This is a genomic window from Massilia sp. DWR3-1-1, from assembly GCF_049898325.1.
GTDB lineage: Bacteria > Pseudomonadota > Gammaproteobacteria > Burkholderiales > Burkholderiaceae_D > JAFCUW01.
Genome location: NZ_JAFCXL010000007.1, coordinates 107,793 through 128,539, shown reverse-complemented (window position 1 = coordinate 128,539; position 20,747 = coordinate 107,793). Strand labels below are relative to the sequence as shown.

Annotated in this window: 13 protein-coding genes; 11 read left to right on the top strand and 2 right to left on the bottom strand. The window is 66.1% G+C overall.

The features are described 5' to 3' along the window. Window positions 1–143 precede the first annotated feature (143 nt). Complete coding sequence (locus tag ACP7EY_RS09455; RefSeq protein WP_426192774.1) at window positions 144–1,451, top strand: O-antigen ligase family protein; 1,308 nt, start codon at window positions 144–146, stop codon at window positions 1,449–1,451. Beyond that, window positions 1,448–2,284 carry a glycosyltransferase family 2 protein gene (locus tag ACP7EY_RS09450; protein WP_426192772.1) on the top strand — a complete coding sequence of 279 codons (837 nt, stop codon included), beginning with the start codon at window positions 1,448–1,450 and terminating at the stop codon, window positions 2,282–2,284. The genes ACP7EY_RS09455 and ACP7EY_RS09450 overlap by 4 nt, the downstream gene beginning before the upstream one ends. Window positions 2,285–2,295: 11 nt before the next feature. Here ACP7EY_RS09450 and dnaE read toward each other — a convergent pair whose 3' ends face one another. Continuing rightward, window positions 2,296–5,847: a DNA polymerase III subunit alpha gene (gene dnaE / locus ACP7EY_RS09445; RefSeq protein WP_426192769.1), complete on the bottom strand. Its 3,552-nt coding sequence runs from the start codon at window positions 5,845–5,847 to the stop codon at window positions 2,296–2,298. A 173-nt stretch (window positions 5,848–6,020) separates the two neighbouring features. Here dnaE and ACP7EY_RS09440 point away from each other — a divergent pair, with 173 nt between their 5' ends. From ACP7EY_RS09440 to ACP7EY_RS09400, 9 genes are all read left to right on the top strand, one after another. Beyond that, a complete protein-coding gene (locus ACP7EY_RS09440; protein ID WP_426192767.1) occupies window positions 6,021–6,338 on the top strand; it encodes a hypothetical protein in 318 nt (105 codons plus the stop codon). Window positions 6,339–6,406: 68 nt separating this feature from the next. Then, a complete protein-coding gene (locus ACP7EY_RS09435) occupies window positions 6,407–7,282 on the top strand; it encodes a sulfurtransferase (RefSeq protein ID WP_426192765.1) in 876 nt (291 codons plus the stop codon). Between the two features lie 201 nt (window positions 7,283–7,483). After that, on the top strand, window positions 7,484–8,278 hold the full coding sequence (locus ACP7EY_RS09430) for an ABC transporter permease (protein ID WP_426192763.1): 795 nt from the start codon (window positions 7,484–7,486) through the stop codon (window positions 8,276–8,278). After that, window positions 8,275–9,525 (top strand): ABC transporter ATP-binding protein, encoded by a 1,251-nt coding sequence (locus ACP7EY_RS09425; protein ID WP_426192761.1) that lies wholly within the window; start codon window positions 8,275–8,277, stop codon window positions 9,523–9,525. Before ACP7EY_RS09430 ends, ACP7EY_RS09425 begins: the two co-directional genes overlap by 4 nt. After that, complete coding sequence (locus tag ACP7EY_RS09420) at window positions 9,522–11,177, top strand: FkbM family methyltransferase (RefSeq protein ID WP_426192759.1); 1,656 nt, start codon at window positions 9,522–9,524, stop codon at window positions 11,175–11,177. The genes ACP7EY_RS09425 and ACP7EY_RS09420 overlap by 4 nt, the downstream gene beginning before the upstream one ends. Continuing rightward, complete coding sequence (locus tag ACP7EY_RS09415) at window positions 11,177–14,938, top strand: glycosyltransferase (protein WP_426192757.1); 3,762 nt, start codon at window positions 11,177–11,179, stop codon at window positions 14,936–14,938. Before ACP7EY_RS09420 ends, ACP7EY_RS09415 begins: the two co-directional genes overlap by 1 nt. Before the next feature lie 91 nt (window positions 14,939–15,029). Next, entirely contained in the window at window positions 15,030–16,007 is a 978-nt protein-coding gene (locus ACP7EY_RS09410) for a glycosyltransferase family 2 protein (protein ID WP_426192988.1), read from the top strand. Further along, complete coding sequence (locus ACP7EY_RS09405; RefSeq protein ID WP_426192755.1) at window positions 16,000–16,377, top strand: GtrA family protein; 378 nt, start codon at window positions 16,000–16,002, stop codon at window positions 16,375–16,377. The genes ACP7EY_RS09410 and ACP7EY_RS09405 overlap by 8 nt, the downstream gene beginning before the upstream one ends. A 115-nt stretch (window positions 16,378–16,492) precedes the next feature. Then, the gene (locus ACP7EY_RS09400) at window positions 16,493–18,559 is read left to right on the top strand and encodes a DUF7024 domain-containing protein (RefSeq protein WP_426192753.1); all 2,067 of its coding nucleotides are present in this window, start codon (window positions 16,493–16,495) and stop codon (window positions 18,557–18,559) included. A gap of 15 nt (window positions 18,560–18,574) precedes the next feature. Here ACP7EY_RS09400 and ACP7EY_RS09395 read toward each other — a convergent pair whose 3' ends face one another. Beyond that, window positions 18,575–20,644, bottom strand: a complete 2,070-nt coding sequence (locus ACP7EY_RS09395; protein ID WP_426192751.1) for an acyltransferase family protein — start codon at window positions 20,642–20,644, stop codon at window positions 18,575–18,577. Between the last annotated feature and the right edge of the window lie 103 nt (window positions 20,645–20,747).

Genomic DNA, 20,747 nt, shown 5'->3' with positions numbered 1-20,747 from the left:
GGCGGCAAGCCGCCTTCAAGCCGGTATTCTCGCACGAGCGGTCGCGCCCTTGCCAGTTGACAGTGCGGGGCCATGTGGGCGCCCGCCAGGCACCGCCTTTGGTAGAATGATGAACAAGTTTGAGTGCCCCCCGGCCCCCCTCCATGACCAGCACAACCCCGACCGCCCTGACGAAGATTGAAAAAATCGTTTGCCAGCTGTTCTTGCTCGCCCTGTTCTTCGTCTCATTCTCGACGGCGCTGACGAATGTCTTCGTCGGCCTGAGCTATCTCGGATTTATCGTCGCCGTCTGCACCAGTGCGCCCCTGCGCGCGGTGCTGGCGTCGCCGCGGCTATTGCTGCCGGGCCTGCTGGCGCTCGGTTTGCTGGCCCTCTATGTGCTGGGCACCACCTGGACGATTGCCTCGCCGGACGACATCGCCACCGCCCTGCGCAAGTATTCGCGCCTGATGATTTTACCGATCGGCATTGCGCTGGCCTGGCGCGATCCCACGCTGGCAGCGCGCGCGCTGGCCGCCTGCCTGGCCGGCACCGCCGTGCTGGTGGTGTCAATCTACCTGACGAGCATGGGCTTGATGCCCTCGTCGAGCCTGGGCTGGTGGCGTGTCAGCGCCGACCGCCAGGACGCGTTTGTATTTCGCAATCACATCACCATCGGCTTCCTGCTGGGCTTTGCCGCCAGCGCCTGCCTGCTGCGGGCCACCTACGCGCGCACCACGCGCCTGCGCATGGCGGCAGCGGGCACGGCGTTGACGGCGGCCCTGCCCATCATGTTTCTCAGCCAGGGCCGCACCGGCTACGTGGTGCTGCTGGTGGGCCTGGTGGGCGTGTTCGTGCTGCGGGTGCGCCTCACCGCCGTGCGCGTGGCCGCTGGGCTGGCGCTGCTGGCGCTGCTGTTCGGCGGCATGTATGCGACCTCGACCAACGTCAAGATGCGCACCGACGCCATGGTCCATGAAATCGCGACCGACGAGGTGCAGTCGCCCAATGGCTTGCGCGTGAGCTTCATCGAAGTGGGCCTGGCCGTGATCCGGCAGCACCCCCTGATCGGCATTGGCACGGGTGGCTTCGCCCAGGCTTACGCACCCACGGCGCAGCGCAACTGGCCGGCCAGCCACGAGATGGCGACCGCCCGCCACCAGCCCCACAGCGAATTCATGCTCACGGCCGTGCAACTGGGCCTGCTCGGCTGCATCGTCTATTTCGGCATGTTTGTCGCCATGGGCCGCGCCGCGCTGGGCCCGCGCACCTTCGAGCGCGACATGCTGGCGCTGATGTTGCTGATCTACGTGGTCACCTCGTCCTTCAACAGCCTGCTGTGGGACACCACCGAGGCGCACTGGTTCCTGCTGCTGTCGGGCTGCCTGTATGTGGGTGCCCGGCGCGCCCAGGCCGTCGCCGCCACCCCCGCCGTGCTGCACGACAGCATGCGGGCGGGAGCGCGCGCGTGAAGGGCGAGCGCCACTTCGGCGGCCTCATTTCGCTCATCATCACCACCTACAACCGCCCCGACGCCCTGGCGGCGGTGGTTGACGCCTGCTTCACCCAGAGCGACCGCAACTTTGAAATCATCATCGCCGACGACGGCTCGGGCGAGGCCACCGGCGCCACCGTCGCCACCCTGGCGGCGCGCGCCCCGCTGCCCCTGCGCCACCTCTGGCAGAGCGACCAGGGCTTCCGGCTGGCGATGGCGCGCAACCGTGGCATCGCCAGCGCCGCCGGCGACTACCTGATCATGCTCGACGGCGACTGTGTTCCCCAGCAGGATTTCATCGCCCGCCACCGCGCGCTGGCCCAGCCCGGCTTCATGGTCACGGGCAGCCGCATCCTGGTCGACCAGGCGACCACGGCGCAGGTGCTGTCGGGCCAGCTGGTCTTGCAGGCCCTGGGCCTGGCGCAACTATTGCGCCTGCGCCGGAGCGGCGCCATCAACAAGGCGGCACAGTTGCTCATCAAGCTGCCCGATGTGGGCCGTGCCCGGCGGCGCTTCAGCTATCGCCGCATCAAGGGCTGCAATATGGCCATGTGGCGCGCCGACCTGGAGCAGGTCAATGGCTTCGACGAAAGTTTCAAGGGCTGGGGCCACGAGGACGCCGACATCGTCCTGCGCCTGTTTAACGCGGGCATCCTGCGCAAGGACGGCGCCTTCGCCACCGAGGTGTTTCACCTGTGGCACCGCGAAGCGCAGCGCGATTTCGCCGCGTCCAACAAGACGCTGGTGCTGGAACGGCAACGCAACGGCACCACCCAGGCAGCGCTGGGACTGAAAAACGGCGCGCGCTGATCAGGACGAGGTCAGTACTCCACCGCCACCTGGCTCGCCCCCAGCACCTGTTCGAGCGCCAGTTGCAGCGCGTCCGACGGCGCCACCCGCCACTCGTCGCCCAACTGCAATACGCACTCCACCCCTTGTGGCTTGATGCGCATCGCCACCGGCAAGCCGTCGTTGTTGCGAAATGGCTGCAACACCTCGGCCACCTTGGCCGGGCTGATGGTGCACGCCATGTCCATCGCCAGCCGGTGCCCGTACTGGATGCGCGAGGTGGCGATATCGAACACTTTTTCGGCCGTGATGCGCAGGCCGCCATTGAAGCGGTCTTCCGACACCTTGCCGACGACGAGCAAAAATTCGTCTTCCTTGAACATGTTCTTGTGAGCATCGAACAGTTCGTTGTAGATCGTCACTTCCACCACCGCCGTCTTGTCGTCGAGCGAGACGATGAGGATGCGCCCGCGCTGCGTCATCTGGCTGCGCACGCCCGTGATGACGCCGCACAGCATGCGCGACTCGCGCGAGGGATCGAGGTCCTTGAGCTTGGTGCGGGCGAAGCGGCGCACTTCGGCCGCGTAGGTGTCGAACATATGGCCCGACAAATAAAAGCCCAGCGCGATTTTTTCTTCGGACAGTTTCTGCTTCTCGCTCCAGGGCGCCACCTTCAGGTACTCGGGCGGCGCCACCAGGTCGGCGTCATCGCCGCCGAACAGGCTGACCTGGTTGATCGAGGCCTGCGCCTGGTCGGCGCATTCGACGGCGAACGCCACCGAGGCGAGCAGGATGGCGCGGTCGACGCCGAAGCAGTCCATGGCGCCGGCGCGGATCAGCGATTCGACCGTGCGGCGGTTGATCTGCTTGCGGTCGACCCGCTGGCAGAAATCGAACAGGTCGACGAACTTGCCCCCCTTGAGGCGGGCGGCGATGATCGCTTCGATGGCGCCCTGCCCCGAGCCCTTGACGGCGCCCAGGCCGTAGCGGATGTTGGTGACGCGCTTGCCCGTGACGGACGGCGCTTCGCCTTCGGGCGTGAAGCGGTAGTCGGAATGGTTGATGTCGGGCGGCAGCAGGGTCAGATTGCAGACGTCGATGGCGTCTTCGACCAGGATCTTGATCTTGTCCGTGTCGTCCATCGCCAGCGACAAGTTGGCGGCCATGAAGGCGGCCGTGTGGTGCGCTTTTAGATAGGCCGTGTGGTACGACAGCAGGGCGTAGGCGGCGGCGTGCGATTTATTGAAGCCGTAGCCGGCGAACTTTTCCATCAAGTCGAAGATCTCGTCGGCCTTGGCCGCCGACAAGCCATCCTTGGCGGCGCCGGCGCGGAAAATTTCGCGGTGCTCGGCCATTTCCTCGGCCTTCTTTTTACCCATCGCCCGGCGCAGCATGTCGGCCCCGCCCAGCGAGTAGCCGCCGACGATCTGCGCCATCTGCATCACTTGCTCCTGGTAGACCATGATGCCGTAGGTCTCGGACAGGATCGCCTCGGTGCGGGGATCGGGGTAGTCGAATTTTTCGCCGTGCTTGCGCTTGCAAAAGTCGGGGATCAGGTCCATCGGGCCCGGACGGTACAGGGCCACCAGCGCGATGATGTCCTCGAAGCGGTCGGGCCGGGCGTCCTTGAGCATGCCCTGCATGCCGCGCGACTCGAGCTGGAAGATGGCGACGGTTTTCGCCTTGGTCAGCAGGTCGTAGGAGGCGCGGTCGTTGAGCGGCAACTTGGCCAGATCGAAATCGGCGTGGGCCGGGTCGAGCTGCTTGATATAGCGCACCGCGCGGTCGAGGATGGTCAGCGTGGTCAGGCCCAAAAAGTCGAACTTGACCAGGCCGACCGCTTCCACGTCGTCCTTGTCGTACTGCGACACCACGCCGGAATCGCCGCCCTGCGTGTACAAGGGACAGAAATCGGTGAGTTTACCGGGGGCGATCAGCACGCCCCCCGCGTGCATGCCGATGTTGCGGGCGATGCCTTCGACCTGCTGGGCCAGGTCGAGCAGCTGCTTGACCTCGTCCTCGTTTTCCAGCCGCTCGGCCAGTTGCGGTTCCTCGGCGATGGCGTCGGCGATGGTCACCGGCTTGCCCGGCTTGAACGGGATCAGCTTGGAGATGCCGTCGCAAAAGTTGTAGCCGAAGTCGAGCACGCGGCCCACGTCGCGGATGGCGCCCTTGGCGGCCATGGTGCCGAAGGTGGCGATCTGCGAGACCGCCTCCTTGCCGTACAAATCCTTGACGTGCTGGATGACGCGGTCGCGCCCTTCCTGGCAAAAGTCGATGTCGAAGTCGGGCATCGACACCCGTTCAGGGTTGAGAAAGCGCTCGAACAGCAGGTTGTACTGGAGCGGATCGAGGTCGGTGATGAGCAGCGAATACGCCACCAGCGAGCCGGCGCCCGAACCGCGGCCAGGGCCGACGGGGACGCCGTTTTCCTTGGCCCACTTGATGAACTCGGCAACGATCAGGAAGTAGCCGGGGAACTTCATGTTGCAGATGGTGTCGGTCTCGAATTTCAGGCGCGCATCGTAGCGGGGCCGCTCGGCCTCGCGCCTGGCCGCGTCGGGATACAGTTGCAGCAGGCGCAGTTCGAGGCCCGCCTGCGACTCGGCCACGAGGAACTCGTCGATGGTCATGCCGGGCGGGGTGGGGAAATTCGGCAGTTGCGGCTTGCCCAGGGTCAGCACGACGTTGCAGCGCTTGGCGATTTCCACCGAGTTGGCCAGCGCCGCCGGCATGTCGGCAAACAACTCCGCCATTTCCGCCTGCTTTTTAAAGCGCATTTCTTCGTTGAAGCGCTTGACGCGCTTGCCGTTGGCCAGCATTTCGCCTTCGGCAATACAGGTGCGCGCTTCGTGGGCGATGAATTCGTTCTGTTCGAGGAACTGGATGGGATGGGTGGCCACCACGGGCAAACCGAGCTTGGCCGCCAGCGCCACCGCGTTGCGCAGGCTGGGCTCCTGGTTGGCCTGGCCGGCCCGTTGCACCTCGATATAGAAGTGATTGGGGAAGATCGCCGCCCAGCGCCGCGCGCAACGCTCGGCCAGCTCGGTGTTGCCGTTTTCGAGCGCCATGCCGATGTCGCCAAAGTGCGCGCCGGACAACACGATCAGGCCGTCGGCCTGGCTTTGGCCCGGGTGCAGCGATGATTGGCTGGTGGCGAGCGCTTCGAGCCACTCGGGGCGGATTTCGGCGCGGCCCTTGTGCTGGTTCGACAGCCACGCTTGCGAGAGCAGTTCGCACAGTTGCAGGTAGCCCGCATGGTTCTTCGCCAACAACAACAGGCGCGAGGGCCGGTCGCGGTTGTCGTCGTTGCTGATCCAGGCGTCCACGCCGATGATGGGCTTGACGCCCTTGCCGCGCGCGGCCTTGTAGAACTTGACCATGCCAAACAGATTGGCCAGGTCGGTGATGGCCAGCGCTGCCTGCTTGTCCTTGGCGGCGGCGCCGACGATGTCGTCGATGCGCACCAGGCCGTCGACAATCGAATACTCGGAATGCAGGCGCAGGTGCACGAAGGCGGGGGCCTGCGGGGCGGGCGACGAGGGTGCGGCCAGGGCCGCCTGTTCCAGAACTTCCATACTCATTTTTGGCAATCTGCTGCGCTGCGAAGAAGTCCTATTTTACTCCCTGACCGTCAAATCGCGGCACAGCCCGCCGTGGCAGGGACGCCACTGTAAGCAAATGTAATCGTGTCAACGGGCATGATTTGCCCGGCGTTAATGAAGGGCAACTCAACCACAACAACCCAGGGACTTCCATGAAAAACCTTTTCGCCGCACTGTTTGTCACCCTCGCCGCCACCAGCGCCTTTGCCCAGACCGCCACGCCGGCGGCCGTGAAAGCCGATGCCAAAGTGGCAAAAGCGGAAGTCAAGGCGGACGCCAAGGTGGCCGTCGCTGAAACCAAGGCTGCCGGCACCGTCGCCAAGGCCGATGCCAAGGCGGCCACGGCCGAAGTGAAAGCGGACGCCAAGGTTGCCAAAGCAAAAACCAAGGCCAAGGCGAAAAAAGCCAAGGCTGCCGTCGCGGCCGACGCCAGCGCCATGACCAGCGCCACCAAGGGCGAGACGAAGTAAGCTGTTGTAATCAAAAAGGGGCAAGATCGTCGATCTTGCCTTTTTTTCGTTTTGGGGGGCGGTTTATAATGCACGCTACTCCGCTTACTTTTATCGCCACCATGCCAGCCAGTACCGAACGCTTCGTCAACATCGCCGCCTACAAATTCATCACCTTCGAGGATCTCGAGGCGATCCGCCCCTGCTACCAGGAAACGTGCCTGGCGCTGGGCCTGAAGGGCACCATCCTGCTGACCCCGGAAGGGATCAACCTGTTCCTGTCGGGCACCCGCGCCCACATCGACAGCTTCCTGCTGTGGGTGCGCAGCGACGCCCGTTTCGCCGATCTGGAAGTGAAAGAAAGTTATTCGGACGAGCAATCGCACAAGCGCATGCTGGTGAAGATCAAGAAAGAGATCATCACCATGCGCATGCCCCTGATCCAGCCGGAACTGGGGCGCGCGCCCGCGGTCAAGGCCGCCACCCTCAAGCGCTGGCTCGATCAGGGCCACGACGACGACGGCAAGCCGGTGGTGATGGTCGATACCCGCAACGCCTTCGAAGTCGATGTGGGCACGTTTGACAACACCATCGACTACCGCATCGAAAAATTCACGGAGTTTCCGGAAGTCATAGCCGCGAACCGGGCGGCGCTGGCCGACAAGACCGTCGTCACCTTTTGCACGGGCGGCATCCGCTGCGAAAAAGCCGCCATCCACATGCAAAACATTGGTTACGACAGTGTCTACCAGCTCGAAGGGGGCATCCTCAAGTATTTCGAGGAGGTGGGCGGCGCCCACTACACCGGCGACTGCTTCGTGTTCGACTACCGCACCGCCCTCACCCCGCAATTGCAGCCCAGCGTGACGGTGCAGTGTTTTGCCTGCCGCGCGGTGGTCACGCCCCGCCAGCAACTCGATCCCCGCTACGTGTACGAAGTGTCGTGTCCCCAGTGCGCGCAATGAGGTAACGATCTGCGTCAGCAGTGCGCGCGGTACCGGTGGCGGCGCGCCACACCTTGCCTTGCCGTCAACGCCTACCATAGCGGTAAATAAAGTGCGCCCGGTTGCGGCGACGTGAGCATTTCGTCATCGTTGATAGTGATACACTGCCGGACGGTATCTGGCGCGTCGTTTTCTGGCGCGTCGTTTTCTTAAAGGCCCTGAATGCTTGGAATGTTGCTCGGCGCCTGGCGCTACCGTTTTTTCATTTTTTCGTCCATCAAGACGGAATTGCGCAGCAAGTTCGTGCGCAGCCGGCTGGGCGGGCTATGGATGATCCTCAACCCCCTGTCGCACGTGCTGATCTTCGCCTTCGTGCTGTCGGCGGTGCTGTCGGCAAAGCTTCCGGGCATCAATAACCCCTATGCCTACGCGATTTACCTGATGGCGGGCACGCTGAGCTGGTCGTTGTTCGCGGAAATCGTCAACCGCTGCCTGACCCTGTTCATCGACAACGGCAACATCCTCAAAAAACTGGTGTTTCCCCGCATTGCCCTGCCCCTGATCGTCACGGGCAGCGCGCTGGTCAACAATGTGCTCTTGTTCGCCGCGATCCTCGTCATTTTTGGCGTGCTGGGCCACGCCCCCGGTTTGAGCTTGCTGTATCTGCCCCTGCTTCTGCTGGTCAATATTGCGCTGGCGCTCGGCATCGGCCTGGGCCTGGGCGTGCTCAATGTCTTCATGCGCGATGTGGGCCAGGTGGTGCCCGTGCTGATGCAATTGCTGTACTGGTTCACCCCCATCGTCTACATGCCCACCATCATTCCCGCGCAATACCACAGCGCCATCGCCCTCAATCCCCTGCTGCCCATCGTCACCGGCTACCAGGAGGTGTTGCTCTACAACCGGCCGCCGGACTGGTCGGCGCTGGCCATCGCGGCGCTGGTGGCCACGCTCCTGCTGGGGTTCTCCATGGTGCTGTTCCGGCGCGCCAGCCCGGAAATGGTGGACCAGTTATGAGCGGCGAACTGCAGGTACACAAGCTGGGCAAAGCCTACCGCCAGTGGGGCAGCGAGCTGCGCCGCGTCGCCAGCTGGTTCATTGCCTCGGTCAAGCCACGCAGCGAACACTGGGTCTTGCGCGACGTCAGTTTTGCCATCGGCCCTGGCGAAGCGGTCGGCATCGTCGGCCAGAACGGCGCCGGCAAGAGCACCCTGCTCAAGCTGATCACGGGCACCACCCAGCCCAGTGAGGGCGCCGCCCACGTGCGCGGCAAGGTCGCCGCCATCCTCGAACTGGGCATGGGCTTCAATCCCGACCTGACGGGGCGCCAGAACGCCTACCACTCGGCCGGCCTGATGGGCTACTCGCTGCCCCAAATCAACGCCGCCATGGCCGACATCGAAGCGTTCGCGGAAATCGGCGCCTATTTCGACCAGGCCGTGCGCACCTATTCGAGCGGCATGCAGATGCGCGTGGCCTTCAGCGTGGCCACCGCGTTTCGTCCCGACCTGCTCATCGTCGACGAGGCGCTGTCGGTGGGCGACAGTTATTTTCAGCATAAAAGTTTCGACCGCATCCGCCAGTTCCGTGCCGACGGCGTCTCCATCATGCTGGTGACCCACAGCATGAGCGACGTGCGCGCCCTGTGCGACCGCGTGATCCTGCTCGACAAGGGCCGGGTACTGAAGGACGGTCCGCCCGACGAGGTGGTCGATTTTTATAATGCGATGGTGGCGGAGAAAGAAAACGCCGGCATGACGGTCGAGCAGAAGCGCGCCCACAACGGCTGGCTGCTCACCCGGAGCGGCAGCGGCGAGGCGCGCGTGCACAGCCTGCGGCTGGTCGACGCCGCCAGCGGCGACGAGGTGGCGGCGGCGCGCGTGGGCCAGGCCCTCGAACTGGTGCTGGAGGCGTCGATCCACGCCGCCATCCCCCGCCTGGTGCTCGGTTACATGATCCGCGACAAGCAAGGCCACGTGGTGTGGGGCACCAACACCTGGCACACGCGCCAGGTCGAGCATGCGCTGGGCGCGGGCGAGCTGGTCACCTTCCGCCTGCCCTTCACCTGCTCGCTGGGGCCCGGTTCCTACTCGGTCTCGCCGGCGCTGGTGAGCACCGACAATCACCTGACCGACAATTATCAGTGGGTCGACAATCTGCTGGTGTTCGACGTGCTCAACGTCGACCACGACTATTTTATTGGCAGCAACTGGCTCGATGCCGGCTTTGCCATCACACGTCGCACCGACGGCGGACAAGCATGAGTATCATTTCATACGCACAAAATTTTGAAGACGTCATGCTGTGGCGCGCGCTGGGCCACGTGAGCGGGGGCTTGTATGTCGATATCGGCGCCCAGCATCCCGTCGTCGACTCCGTCAGCATGGCCTTTCACGAAGCGGGCTGGCACGGCGTGCACGTCGAGCCCGTGCCCGCCTACGCGCAATTGTTGCGCCAGGCGCGCCCGAACGACACCGTCCTGCAAGTGGCGCTCGGCGCCACCGACGGCACGCTCGAATTGCACGTGATCGACGATTCGGGCCTGAGCACGGCGGTGGACGCGTACGCCGACCAGCACCGCAACGACAGCGGCATGCCGGCGCGCAGCGTGCAAGTGCCGATGCTGACAATGCGCTCGGCCCTGGCCCACCTGGCCGGGCGCACCGTGCACTGGCTGAAAATCGATGTCGAGGGTTTTGAAGAGCAGGTCTTGCGGGGCTGGGACAGCAGCACCCTGCGGCCGTGGGTGCTGGTGGTCGAAGCGACCAGGCCCGGCTCGCCCGAGGCCGATTTCGCCGGCTGGGACCCGCTGGTGACGGCGGCCGGCTACCTGTTCGTGTATTTCGACGGCTTGAACCGGTTTTATGTGGCCGCCGAGCACGCCGAACTGGCCGCCGCCTTCACCGCGCCGCCGAATGTCTTCGACGGCGCCCAGCTGAGCGGGCTGGCCAGCGCGCCCTGGTGCCATCGCCTCCTCACCGAGGCGGCCGAGAACGCCCGCCGCGCCGAGGAACACGCGCTATGGTTGCGCAATGAATGGAACGCCGCCAGTGCCCACGGGCAAGGGGCCGAGCAGGCGCTGGCCCGGCAGCGCGAAGCGTACGAGGGCCTGGAAAGCGCGCTGGCCCGGCAGCGCGAAGCGTATGAGGGCCTGGAAAGCGCGCTGGCCCGACAGTGCGAGGCCTGCGCCGCGCTCGAGCGCGTGGTGGCGATCGAGCAGGCGCGCGACGCCGCCGCCACCGAGGACTGGCTGGCTGCGCAGGCACGCGCCGCCGCCGCCGAGCAGGCGCTGGCGGCCGAGCGACTGCGCACCGATGCCGCCGAGCGCGAGCTGGCATTGATCGACGACGCCCGGCACGACAGCCTGGCCCTGGTCGAGCTTTTGCGCCAGTTGCGCGACGAACAAGCGGCGCAGATGGCGACGCTGAGCGAGCAGCAGGCATCGACCGAGGCGGCGCTGGAAGCGAAAATCGCCGACCTCCAGCATTGGTCGCACCACTGGTACACCATTGCCGAGCAAAGAGAACAAACCCGCCTGGCGCTGCTGCGCAGCAGCTCCTGGCGCCTGAGCGCGCCCTTGCGCGGCGCCGCCAGCCTGGCGCGGCGCAGCGCCCGGCTGGCCCGGCGCGTGCCGCCCGCCCTGCGCCGGCGCACGCTGGCGCTGGCGCGCCGGGCGGTGCGCTGGGCAGTGCGCGCGGTGCTGGCCAATGGACGCCTGAGCCAGCTGGCCAGGGGCGTGCTCGGTTCCCATCCGGCACTCAAGGCGCGGCTGCGCCATGCCACCGTCAGCGCCGACGCCGACGAGCGCAGCCGCATCAACGGCGCCGACGGCGCGCTGCATCCCGCGCAGCTGAGCGAGCGTGCGGGACGTTTATATCTGGGCCTGCGCAAAGCCGCCCCTACCAAGGACCATTGATGCGTATCGTGATCGACATGCAGGGCGCCCAGGCGAGCAACCGCCAGCGCGGTATCGGCCGCTACGTGATGGCGCTCACGCACGCGCTGGTGCGCCAGCGCGGCCCCCATGAGATCGTGCTGGCGCTCAATGGCGCCTTCGCCGACACCATCGAGCCCCTGCGCGCCGCCTTCGACGCCAGCCTGGGCCAGGACGCCATCCGCGTCTGGGACGGCGCCGAGGGCGTGGCCGGCGGCGCCGACGATGCCCGCTGGCGCCGTGGCGCCGCCGAGCTGGTGCGGGAAACCTTCCTGGCCGGCCTGGCGCCCGACGTGGTGCTGGTGTCGAGCCTGTTCGAAGGGCTGGGCGACGACGCCGTCACCAGCATCGGCGCGCTGGGAGCGCACCTGCCCACCGCGGTCATCCTGTACGACCTGATTCCCCTGATCCGGCGCCAGCCCTACCTGGACAACCCGGTGGTCGAGGCCTGGTACGAAAACAAGCTCGACCATCTGCGCCGGGCCGACTTGTTGCTGGCCATCTCCGCGTCCTCGCGCGGCGAGGCGCTCGAGCACCTGGGCGTGCCGGCGGCGGCCTGCACCACCATCTCGACGGCGGCGGACGGCCATTTCGTCGCCGGCACGCCCGCGCCCGCCGCCGCCGCCGCCCTGCGCCAGCGCTACGGCCTGGCCCGGCCCTACCTGATGTACACCGGTGGCATCGACCACCGCAAGAATGTCGAGGGCCTGATCGGCGCATATGCGCTGTTGCCGCCGTCGCTGCGCCAGGGCCACCAGCTGGCGATCGTCTGTTCGGTCGAGCCGGCGGCGCGCCAGCGGCTCACCGCGCTGGCCCGTTCGGCCGGCTTGCACAGCGACGAACTGGTGCTGACGGGCTACGTGCCGGAAGCGGACCTGGTCGCCCTGTACCAGCTGTGCGCCGCGTTTGTCTTTCCCTCGCTGCATGAAGGCTTCGGCCTGCCCGCGCTGGAAGCGATGTCCTGCGGCCGCGCCGTGATTGCCGCCAACACCTCGAGCCTGCCGGAAGTGGTCAAGCGCGCCGACGCCCTGTTCGACCCCCACAGCGCGGCGCAGATGGCGCAAAAAATCGCCCAGGTGCTGGGCGACGCCGATTTCCGCGCCGAACTCGAACGCCATGGCCTTGAACGGGCGCAGGCATTTTCCTGGGACACCAGCGCACAGACCGCCCTGGCCGCCCTGCTCGCCTGGCACGAACGTGTGGGCGCGCCCGCGCCCGCGGCGCTGCCGGCGCGGCGGCTGCGGCTGGCCTTCGTGTCGCCGCTGCCGCCGGCGCGCAGCGGCATCGCCGATTACAGTGCCGAACTGTTGCCGGAACTGGCGCGCCATTACAACATCGACGTCATCGTCGATCAGCCCGGCGTGGCCACGCCATGGATCCGCGCCAACTGCGGCGTGCGCAACAGCGACTGGCTGCGCCAGCACGGGGCCGACTACGACCGCGTGCTCTACCACTTCGGCAATTCCGACCACCACCAGCACATGTTCGGCCTGCTCGACGACGTGCCCGGCGTGGTGGTGCTGCACGATTTCTTCCTCTCCGGGATCAGCGCGCACATGGAAGTGACGGGCTACCGGCCCGGCTATTGGGCGCGCGCCCTGTACGACGGCCACGGCTACGGCGCCCTGCAGGCGCGCTTTCACGCCGCCGACACGGCCGACGTGGTGTGGGCCTATCCGTGCAACCTCGCCGTGCTGCAACGGGCGCGCCAGCTGATCGTGCATTCCGACAGCTCGCGCCGGCTGGCGGCGCAGTGGTATGGCGAAGACGCCGCGCGCGACTGGGCCGTCATTGCCCTGCTGCGGGCGCCGCACGTGCCGGCCGAGCGCACGGCGGCGCGCCGCGCGCTGGACCTGGCGGACGACGCGTTTGTCGTATGCAGCTTCGGCATGCTGGGCCCGAGCAAGCTCAACCGGCGATTGCTGGACGCCTGGCTGGCCTCCCCGCTGGCCGCCGACAGCGGCTGCGTGCTTGTGTTCGTGGGCGACAACCCGGTCGGCGAATACGGCGCCGCGCTGCAGGCGGCGATCGACGCCACCGGCGCCGGCGATCGCATCCGCATCACCGGCTGGACCGACATGACGGTATTTCGCCAATGGCTCAGCGTTGCCGATATGGCCGTGCAACTGCGCACGCGCTCGCGCGGCGAGACCTCGGCCGCCGTACTCGACTGCATGAACTACGGCTTGCCCACCATCGTCAACGCCAACGGCAGCATGGCCGATCTGCCCGATGACGGGGTATGCAAGCTGGCCGACGACTTCGACGACGCCGCGCTGGTCGACGCGCTGACCCGCTTGTGGCGCGCGCCGGCGCAGCGCGCAGCGCTGGGCGAACGGGCGCGCGCCATCATCGGCCAGGCGCACGCGCCGCGCCACTGCGCCGACCAGTACGCGCACGTCATCGAGGCGGCGTACGCCGCGCGCGCCGGCAGCGAGGCCACCCTGAAGGTGGCGCTGGCCCAACTTGAGCACGCGCCCGCGCAAGAGGCCCCGTGGATCGCCGTGGCCGCCGCCGCCGCCGCCGCGCTGGCACCGCGGCCGGCACGGCGCCAGTTGCTGGTCGATATCTCCGAACTGGTGCAGCGCGACGCCCGCAGCGGCATCCAGCGGGTGGTGCGCAGCATCCTGCGCGAATTGCTGGCCAGGCCGCCGCACGGCTTCCAGGTCGAGCCCGTCTACGCCACCGCCCAGCACGGCTATCGCTACGCGCGCCGCTACACGCAAGGGGTGCTCGATTGCCCGCCGCTGCTCGACGATGCCGTCATCGACCCCCTGCCCGGCGACATCTTTCTGGGCCTCGACCTGCAGCCGCACGTGGTGGCGGCCCACCGCGACTACTACCAGCGCCTGCGCGCGCGCGGCGTGCAGGTGCACTTCGTCATCTATGACCTGCTGCCCGTCATCTTGCCGGACGCCTTCGGCCGCCATGCGGCCAAGCACCATGGCCAATGGCTCGAGGTCGTCACCGCCGGCGACGGTGCGCTGTGCATTTCCGCCGCCGTGGCCGATGAAGTGCGCCAGTGGATGGGCGCGCACGGCGTGGCGCCGCAACGCCCCTTCCACATCGGCGTGTTCCACCTGGGCGCCGACATTGCCGCCTCGGCGCCCAGCGCGGGCCTGCCGGACGATGCCGACACGGTGCTGGCGGCGCTGGCGGCGCGTCCCACCTTCCTGATGGTGGGCACGCTCGAGCCGCGCAAATCGCACGCGCAGGCACTGGCCGCGTTCGAGCTCCTGTGGAAAGCCGGCCAGCAGGTCAACCTCGTCATCGTTGGCAAGCAGGGCTGGCTGGTCGACGCCCTGGTGCGCCGCCTGCGCGGCCACAAGGAAAGCGGGCGCCGCCTGTTCTGGCTCGAAGCGATCAGCGACGAGTACCTGCAGCGCGTGTACGCGGCCAGCGCCTGCCTGCTGGCGGCCAGCCTGGGCGAAGGCTTTGGCCTGCCCCTGATCGAAGCGGCCCAGCAGGGCCTGCCCATCATCGCCCGCGACATCCCCGTGTTTGTCGAGGTCGCCGGGGAGCACGCCTTCTATTTTTCCGGCACCAGCGCCGCCGACCTGGCCGACAGCATCAGCGCCTGGCTCGCCCTCCACGCGCGGGCGGCAGCGCCGCCGTCGACCGGCATGCCGTGGCTGACCTGGGCCGACAGCGCGCGCCAACTGCTTGCCGCGATCGACCGGGCGCACGCACAAGCGGGAGCGGCGGCGCGCGGCCCCGCCCCCACCCTCCGCGCACCACACTGAACGGGACACGCCCATGCACGATTCTCCGCCAATGGACCTAGCCGCGGCGCTGCGACCGGGCGCCCTGGCGCCGCGCGCCGCCATCGCCACGATGGCGACGCCGCTGGTCGCCGTGGTCATTCCCAGTTACCGGGTCACCCGCCACATCCTGGGCGTGATCGACGCCATCGGCGCCGAGGTCAGCCGCATTTACGTCGTCGATGATCTGTGCCCCGATCGCTCCGGCGATTACGTCGAGCAGCATTGCACCGACCCGCGCGTGCGGGTGCTGCGCCATGCCGTCAATGAGGGCGTCGGCGGCGCCGTCATGACCGGTTACCAGGCCGCCATCGCCGACGGCATGGCCATCATCGTCAAGGTCGATGGCGATGGCCAGATGAATCCGGCCCTGATGGGTGATTTTATCGGCCCCATCTTGCGCGGCGAAGCCGATTACACCAAGGGCAATCGCTTCTTCGACCTGGAAAAAATCGGCGCCATGCCGCCCATGCGCCTGTTCGGCAATGCCGTCCTGTCCTTGATGACCAAGCTGTCCTCCGGTTACTGGGATTTGTTCGATCCCACCAACGGCTACACGGCGATCCATGCGGACGCGGCGCGCTACCTGCCGTTCGACAAGATCAGCCGCCGCTATTTCTTCGAGTCGGACATGCTGTTCCGCCTCAATATCGTCAACGCCGTCGTCGTCGATGTGCCGATGGACGCCAGCTATGGCGACGAAGTGAGCAATCTGAAAATCTCGCAAGTGGTGACGGAATTTTTTGCCAAGCACGTCCGCAATTTCTGGAAACGCCTGTTTTATAATTATTATTTGCGCAACATGTCGCTGGCCTCGATCGAGTTGCCGCTCGGTGTCAGCATGGTGCTGTTCGGCGTGATCTTCGGCGCCTCGCACTGGTTGATGTCGGCGCGCTCGGCCATGGCGACCCCGGCCGGCACCGTCATGCTGTCGGCAATGCCGATCCTGATGGGCATTCAGCTGATCCTGGCGTTTCTCGCGTACGACATTGCCGCCGTTCCCAAACGGCCCATCCACCGCCGCCGTCAACGACTGCCCGTGCATGATTAAATGGTCGCCGCACAGCGTGCAGTTCCTCGTGTATGTGTCCGGTGGCGTGCTGTGCGCGCTGATCGACGTCGGCGTCATGACGGTATTGCTGGGCAAGGGCGCCAGCATCGTGCTGGCCACCTCCGTGGGCTTTCTTGCGGGCCTGTGCGTGAACTACCTGTTTCATGCCAAGATCACGTTCAAGAAAATGGTGGGACTGGCGCCGCTCGCACGCTACCTGGCGGTGGTGGCGATGAACTATCTGCTCACGCTCGCTTGCGTCTATGCCGCCGTATGGCTGGGCGCGGGCGCGCTGGCGGGCAAACTGTTCGCGCTGCCGCTGGTGGCCGTCAGTGGCTTCGTCCTGGGAAAGCGCTGGATCTTCCGATGACGTGTTCTCCCTCGGCCATCCGTGCGCCATCGCGCCTGTCCCGACACGAGGGCCCGCACCGACCGCCGCCCCCGTCGGCATCCCTGTTTCCTCACTTTGATCGGCACGAGCGCCCATGAACCTCCCCCCCCTGACCAGCCGACTCAAAACCACCTGGTGTATTGCAGCCATGCTGCTGTTTGCCTGCATGGTGTGGCGCAACGCCGGCCTGCACGCGGTGGTGATGGCCGATGAATGGTATTACAGCAGCTTCGCGCGGCTGGTGCCGCTGGCCGACGCCACCCTTCCCTCGTACCTGTATCTGCTGGCGGCGAAGTCGACCACCGCCTGCGGCACCGGCTTTCTCGAATGCGCGCGCCTGCTCAATGTGATGGTCTTTCTCGGCGCCGCCCCCCTGATCTACGGCGTGGCCCGGCGCTTTGCCGCGCCCCGCTTCGCTTCGCTGATCGCACTGTGCGCGGTGGCGGGGCCGGTCAACAGTTACACGGCGTATTTCATGCCGGAAGCGCTGTATTTCACGGGATTTTGGGCACTGACACTGGCCCTGTTCCGGTTTCGCGATGCGCCGACGGGCGGCCGCGCCGCCGTGCTTGGATGCCTGCTGGGCGGCATGACCCTGATCAAGCTGCACGGCTTTTTCCTGCTTCCCGCCGTCGTGCTGTTCATGCTCCATGCGACGCTGAGCCGGGCCGATGGCGCGCCCGCCCCCTCCGTGGCCAGGGTGCTGGGCCTGCTCGCGCTGGCCGTGGGCCTGACCCTGGGCGTGCGTTTTGCGGGCGGCTACCTGGTCGCCGGCAGCAACGGCCTGAGTCTGTCGGGCCGCTTGTACGCCCAGGCAAGCAATGCGGGCGCCCACGCCCCCCTGTTGCAGTTGCTCAAACTGGCAGTATTCAATCTGCGCGGCCATGGCTACGGCATGGCCCTGCTGTTCGGCATGCCGCTTGCCGCCCTGCTCGCGTCCCTGGCCACCTTCAAGCGCCGCAGCCAATGGCGCACGCCGGCCGGCGCGCTGGCCCTGTACACCTTGCTCGTGTTGGGCAGCCTGGTCGCCGTCACGGTGTTGTTTACCGCGTCTGTCGCCGGCGCGGGCCAGGAAAGCAATTTCCGCCTGCATATGCGCTACTACAATTTCTGCCTGCCTTTGCTGCTGATCATCGCCGCGGTGGCGTGGGGCGAGCAATCGCCAGGCCCCTCGCGTACCGTCAGAATGGTGCTGGCGCTGCCCATTGCAGCGACCATCCTGTTCGCCGCACTGACCTTGTGGCAGCCCTACACCCCCAGTTTTGTCGACAGCCCCGAGTTGCAGGGAATGACCGCCTGGCGCCAGGGGTTTTACCTGTTGAGCAGCTTGTCGCTGCTGAGCGTGCTGGCATGGGCGTACCAGCCGCGCTGGGGTGTCCGGCTGTTTTTTGCCGGCTTCATGCCCCTGTTCCTGGTCATTGCCGGCTACGCGATCAACCATGAAGTTGCCAGGGGCGGCGCCTCCAACCAATACGACCAGGCAGGCACCTTTGCGCGCAATTTTTTAAGCGCCGACGAGCGCGCGCACCTGGCCATCGTCACCGACGACGGCAGCGGCATGTTCAGGACGCAGTTCTATACGGACGATGCGCGGGTGTTCCAGCACATGGCGCCGCAAGGCAGCCTGATCGCCCCGAACGCCCTGCCAGCGCACATCGAGTGGGTCCTGTTTGTGGGCAAATATGCGCTGCCGAAGGGCGCCGTGCTGCGCGGGCAGGCGCGCACTTTCAGCCTGGTCGAACTGTCGCCGCAGTCGGCCGACCATTTCAGCGTCGCGTTCGCCAAACCCGATGGTGGCATGCTGGCATCGAGCCGCGGCCTGTCCGGGCTCGAGCCGTGGGGGCGCTGGTCCGATGGGGCGACGGTGCAACTGCTGCTCGGCCAGCCGCTCCCCAAAAAATTCAAGCTGGGCATGCTGGTGGAAGCCTACGGACCGAACGACGGGCAGCAGGCGACGGTGCGGGTGGGCGAACAGCGCCAGCAGGTACGGATTGGCAAAGCGAAGCAGTGGGTCGAGCTGGAATTTAGCACCACCGAGGCGGTTCGCGCCATCGAGATCACGGTGCCGCAACCGACCTCGCCGCACGATCTGAACGGCAGCGAAGACCGCCGCCAGCTGGGCATCGGTTTTAGCACGCTGCGGATCGACGAATTGCCCTGACGGCGGACGGACGCCTCAAGGGCGGCGCGCCGCCCGCGCCGCCTGCTCAGCGGCGAACTTCGATCCGAGCAACAAGTCGCCGTCATAGGTGAGGTGATTGACGTCGCGGTACATCAGTTTGCCGTCGATCATGCCATGGCAACGGCTGGCGTCGCACAGGTAGGGCGCCGTCGAGAACACCTCAACGGTGGGAAACTGTTTGAGCACCGACTGCACAATGGCATTGTGCGCGCGCGTGGCGTCGTCGAACGTGGCGCGTGCCATTGAACAGTCGGTCCTCGTCGTCGAGCTTGGGATGGCGCCCCGCTTGATACACGAGCGGGGCTCGAAATCGAGGTTCGGCACATCGTAGATGTAGATCACGTGCTTGCCCGCCGCCACATAGCGGCGCAAGGTCTCGCGAAACTGCGCGATCAGCAGCGTGCCGTCGGGCGTATCGGCGCTGAACTTCTGAATCGTCGACAAGATCACCTTGTGGACCGTTGGCGTGTTGAGGGCAAGATCGAGCATCTGCCTGGTCGCTTGCTGGTACTTGTCGCTGCCCGGTCCGTCGGCCCCCCCCCAGAACGGAATCCGGGTCCCCAGAAACCACAGGTTTTCACCTTGGGCCGTATAGTATTTGGTGAAGCCCGCCGACAGGTGGTAAGCGTGGCTGTCGCCCACCATGGCCACCGTCGGCGCAGCGTCAGGTTTCGCAAGCAGGCAATACTCCCACAAGGTGGCAAAGCCGTAGCGCAGCTTGCATGCGGTCGCGCTGGCACGGTCTTCGACCGTCAGCAAGGCCTTCTGCTGGGCGGCCGTCGCGACGACACTGGCGCGCTCGGGCAAGCCCTGGGCCCGATAGATCAGGCCGGCAACGCCGGCCACCACCAGCATCAGTGACACCAGCAGGATGGTCGCCCCCTTGCGCCCGCGCCGCCGCAAGGGCAGCTCGACCAGGCGATACGTCAGCCAGGCAAGCAGTACCGCCGCGACCACCGCGCCCAGGCGAATCTGCCACGATGGCATGCCCGATTCGATGATGCGGGCGAACGACAGCAAGGGCCAATGCCATAAATACAGCGGATAGCTGATCATCCCCAGCCATACCATCACGCGATTGCCCAGGATGTGGCGATTGACCCAGGCGGTCGGGCCGGCGGCGATCAGCAGCGCCGCACCCAGTACGGGCAACAGGGCCCACCAGCCGGGAAAGGCCTGGTCGGAGCGCACCACGGCGCAGGCGATGACGATGCACAGCAAGCCGGCAGCCGACATGAGAGCACGCCCGCTGGCGCTGGCGCTGTCGAACAGGGCGCCGGAGACGGTCGCGCCGTGGTCCGCCGAGGCGTATTGCCAATGTCCGAAACGCAGCGCGAACTGTCGGAGCGACAAGCAGGCGAGCAGGGCGCCGAACAGCAGTTCCCAGGCCCGGCTGGCGATCGAATAGAACGTCGCGCTGGGAAACCGGTGGACGCCGGCCACGTTGACCAGCAAGGAAACGAGCAGGCACAGCAGGATCAACTGGACGACGCCCGACTTGAAACGAAACACCAGCGCCAGCAGAATCGGCCACACCAGGTAGAACTGCTCTTCGATGCCCAGCGACCACAAATGCAGCAGGGGCTTGGTCTCGGCGGCAACGTCGAAATAGCCCACTTCGTACCACAGCATCAGGTTGGCGATAAACCCCGCCCCGCCCATCACGTGTTTTGCCAGGAGCATGAATTCGTCAGGAAACATGGCGACATAGCCAAACGCCAGGGACGATCCCATGACCACGATCAGCGCGGGGAAAATGCGCCGTATGCGGCGCGCGTAAAAATCACGGAATGCAAACGAGCCCCGCTGCAAACCGCCGATCAGTATTTTTGAAATCAGAAAACCGGAGATGACAAAAAAGATATCGACGCCCACGAAGCCGCCCTTGATGGCGGCCGGAAATGCATGGAACAGTACGACGAAGCCCACGGCAATGGCGCGCAGGCCATCGATGTCGGCACGGTAGGTCAAATGCGATGGCGCCGGGCTCACTGTCGCTTGCCGATGCATGGGACTGACGTTCCAATGGGAGTTGGAAAACGACGGATGCGCCGATGCGGGCATCGACGATCCCGATGTGACGACTTCGGTCTAATTATAGGAAGACGCTGGCGATGCCGGCGCACTGTACGCGCAATACAAAAGGCGCTTTCACCGTTAGCTGTTG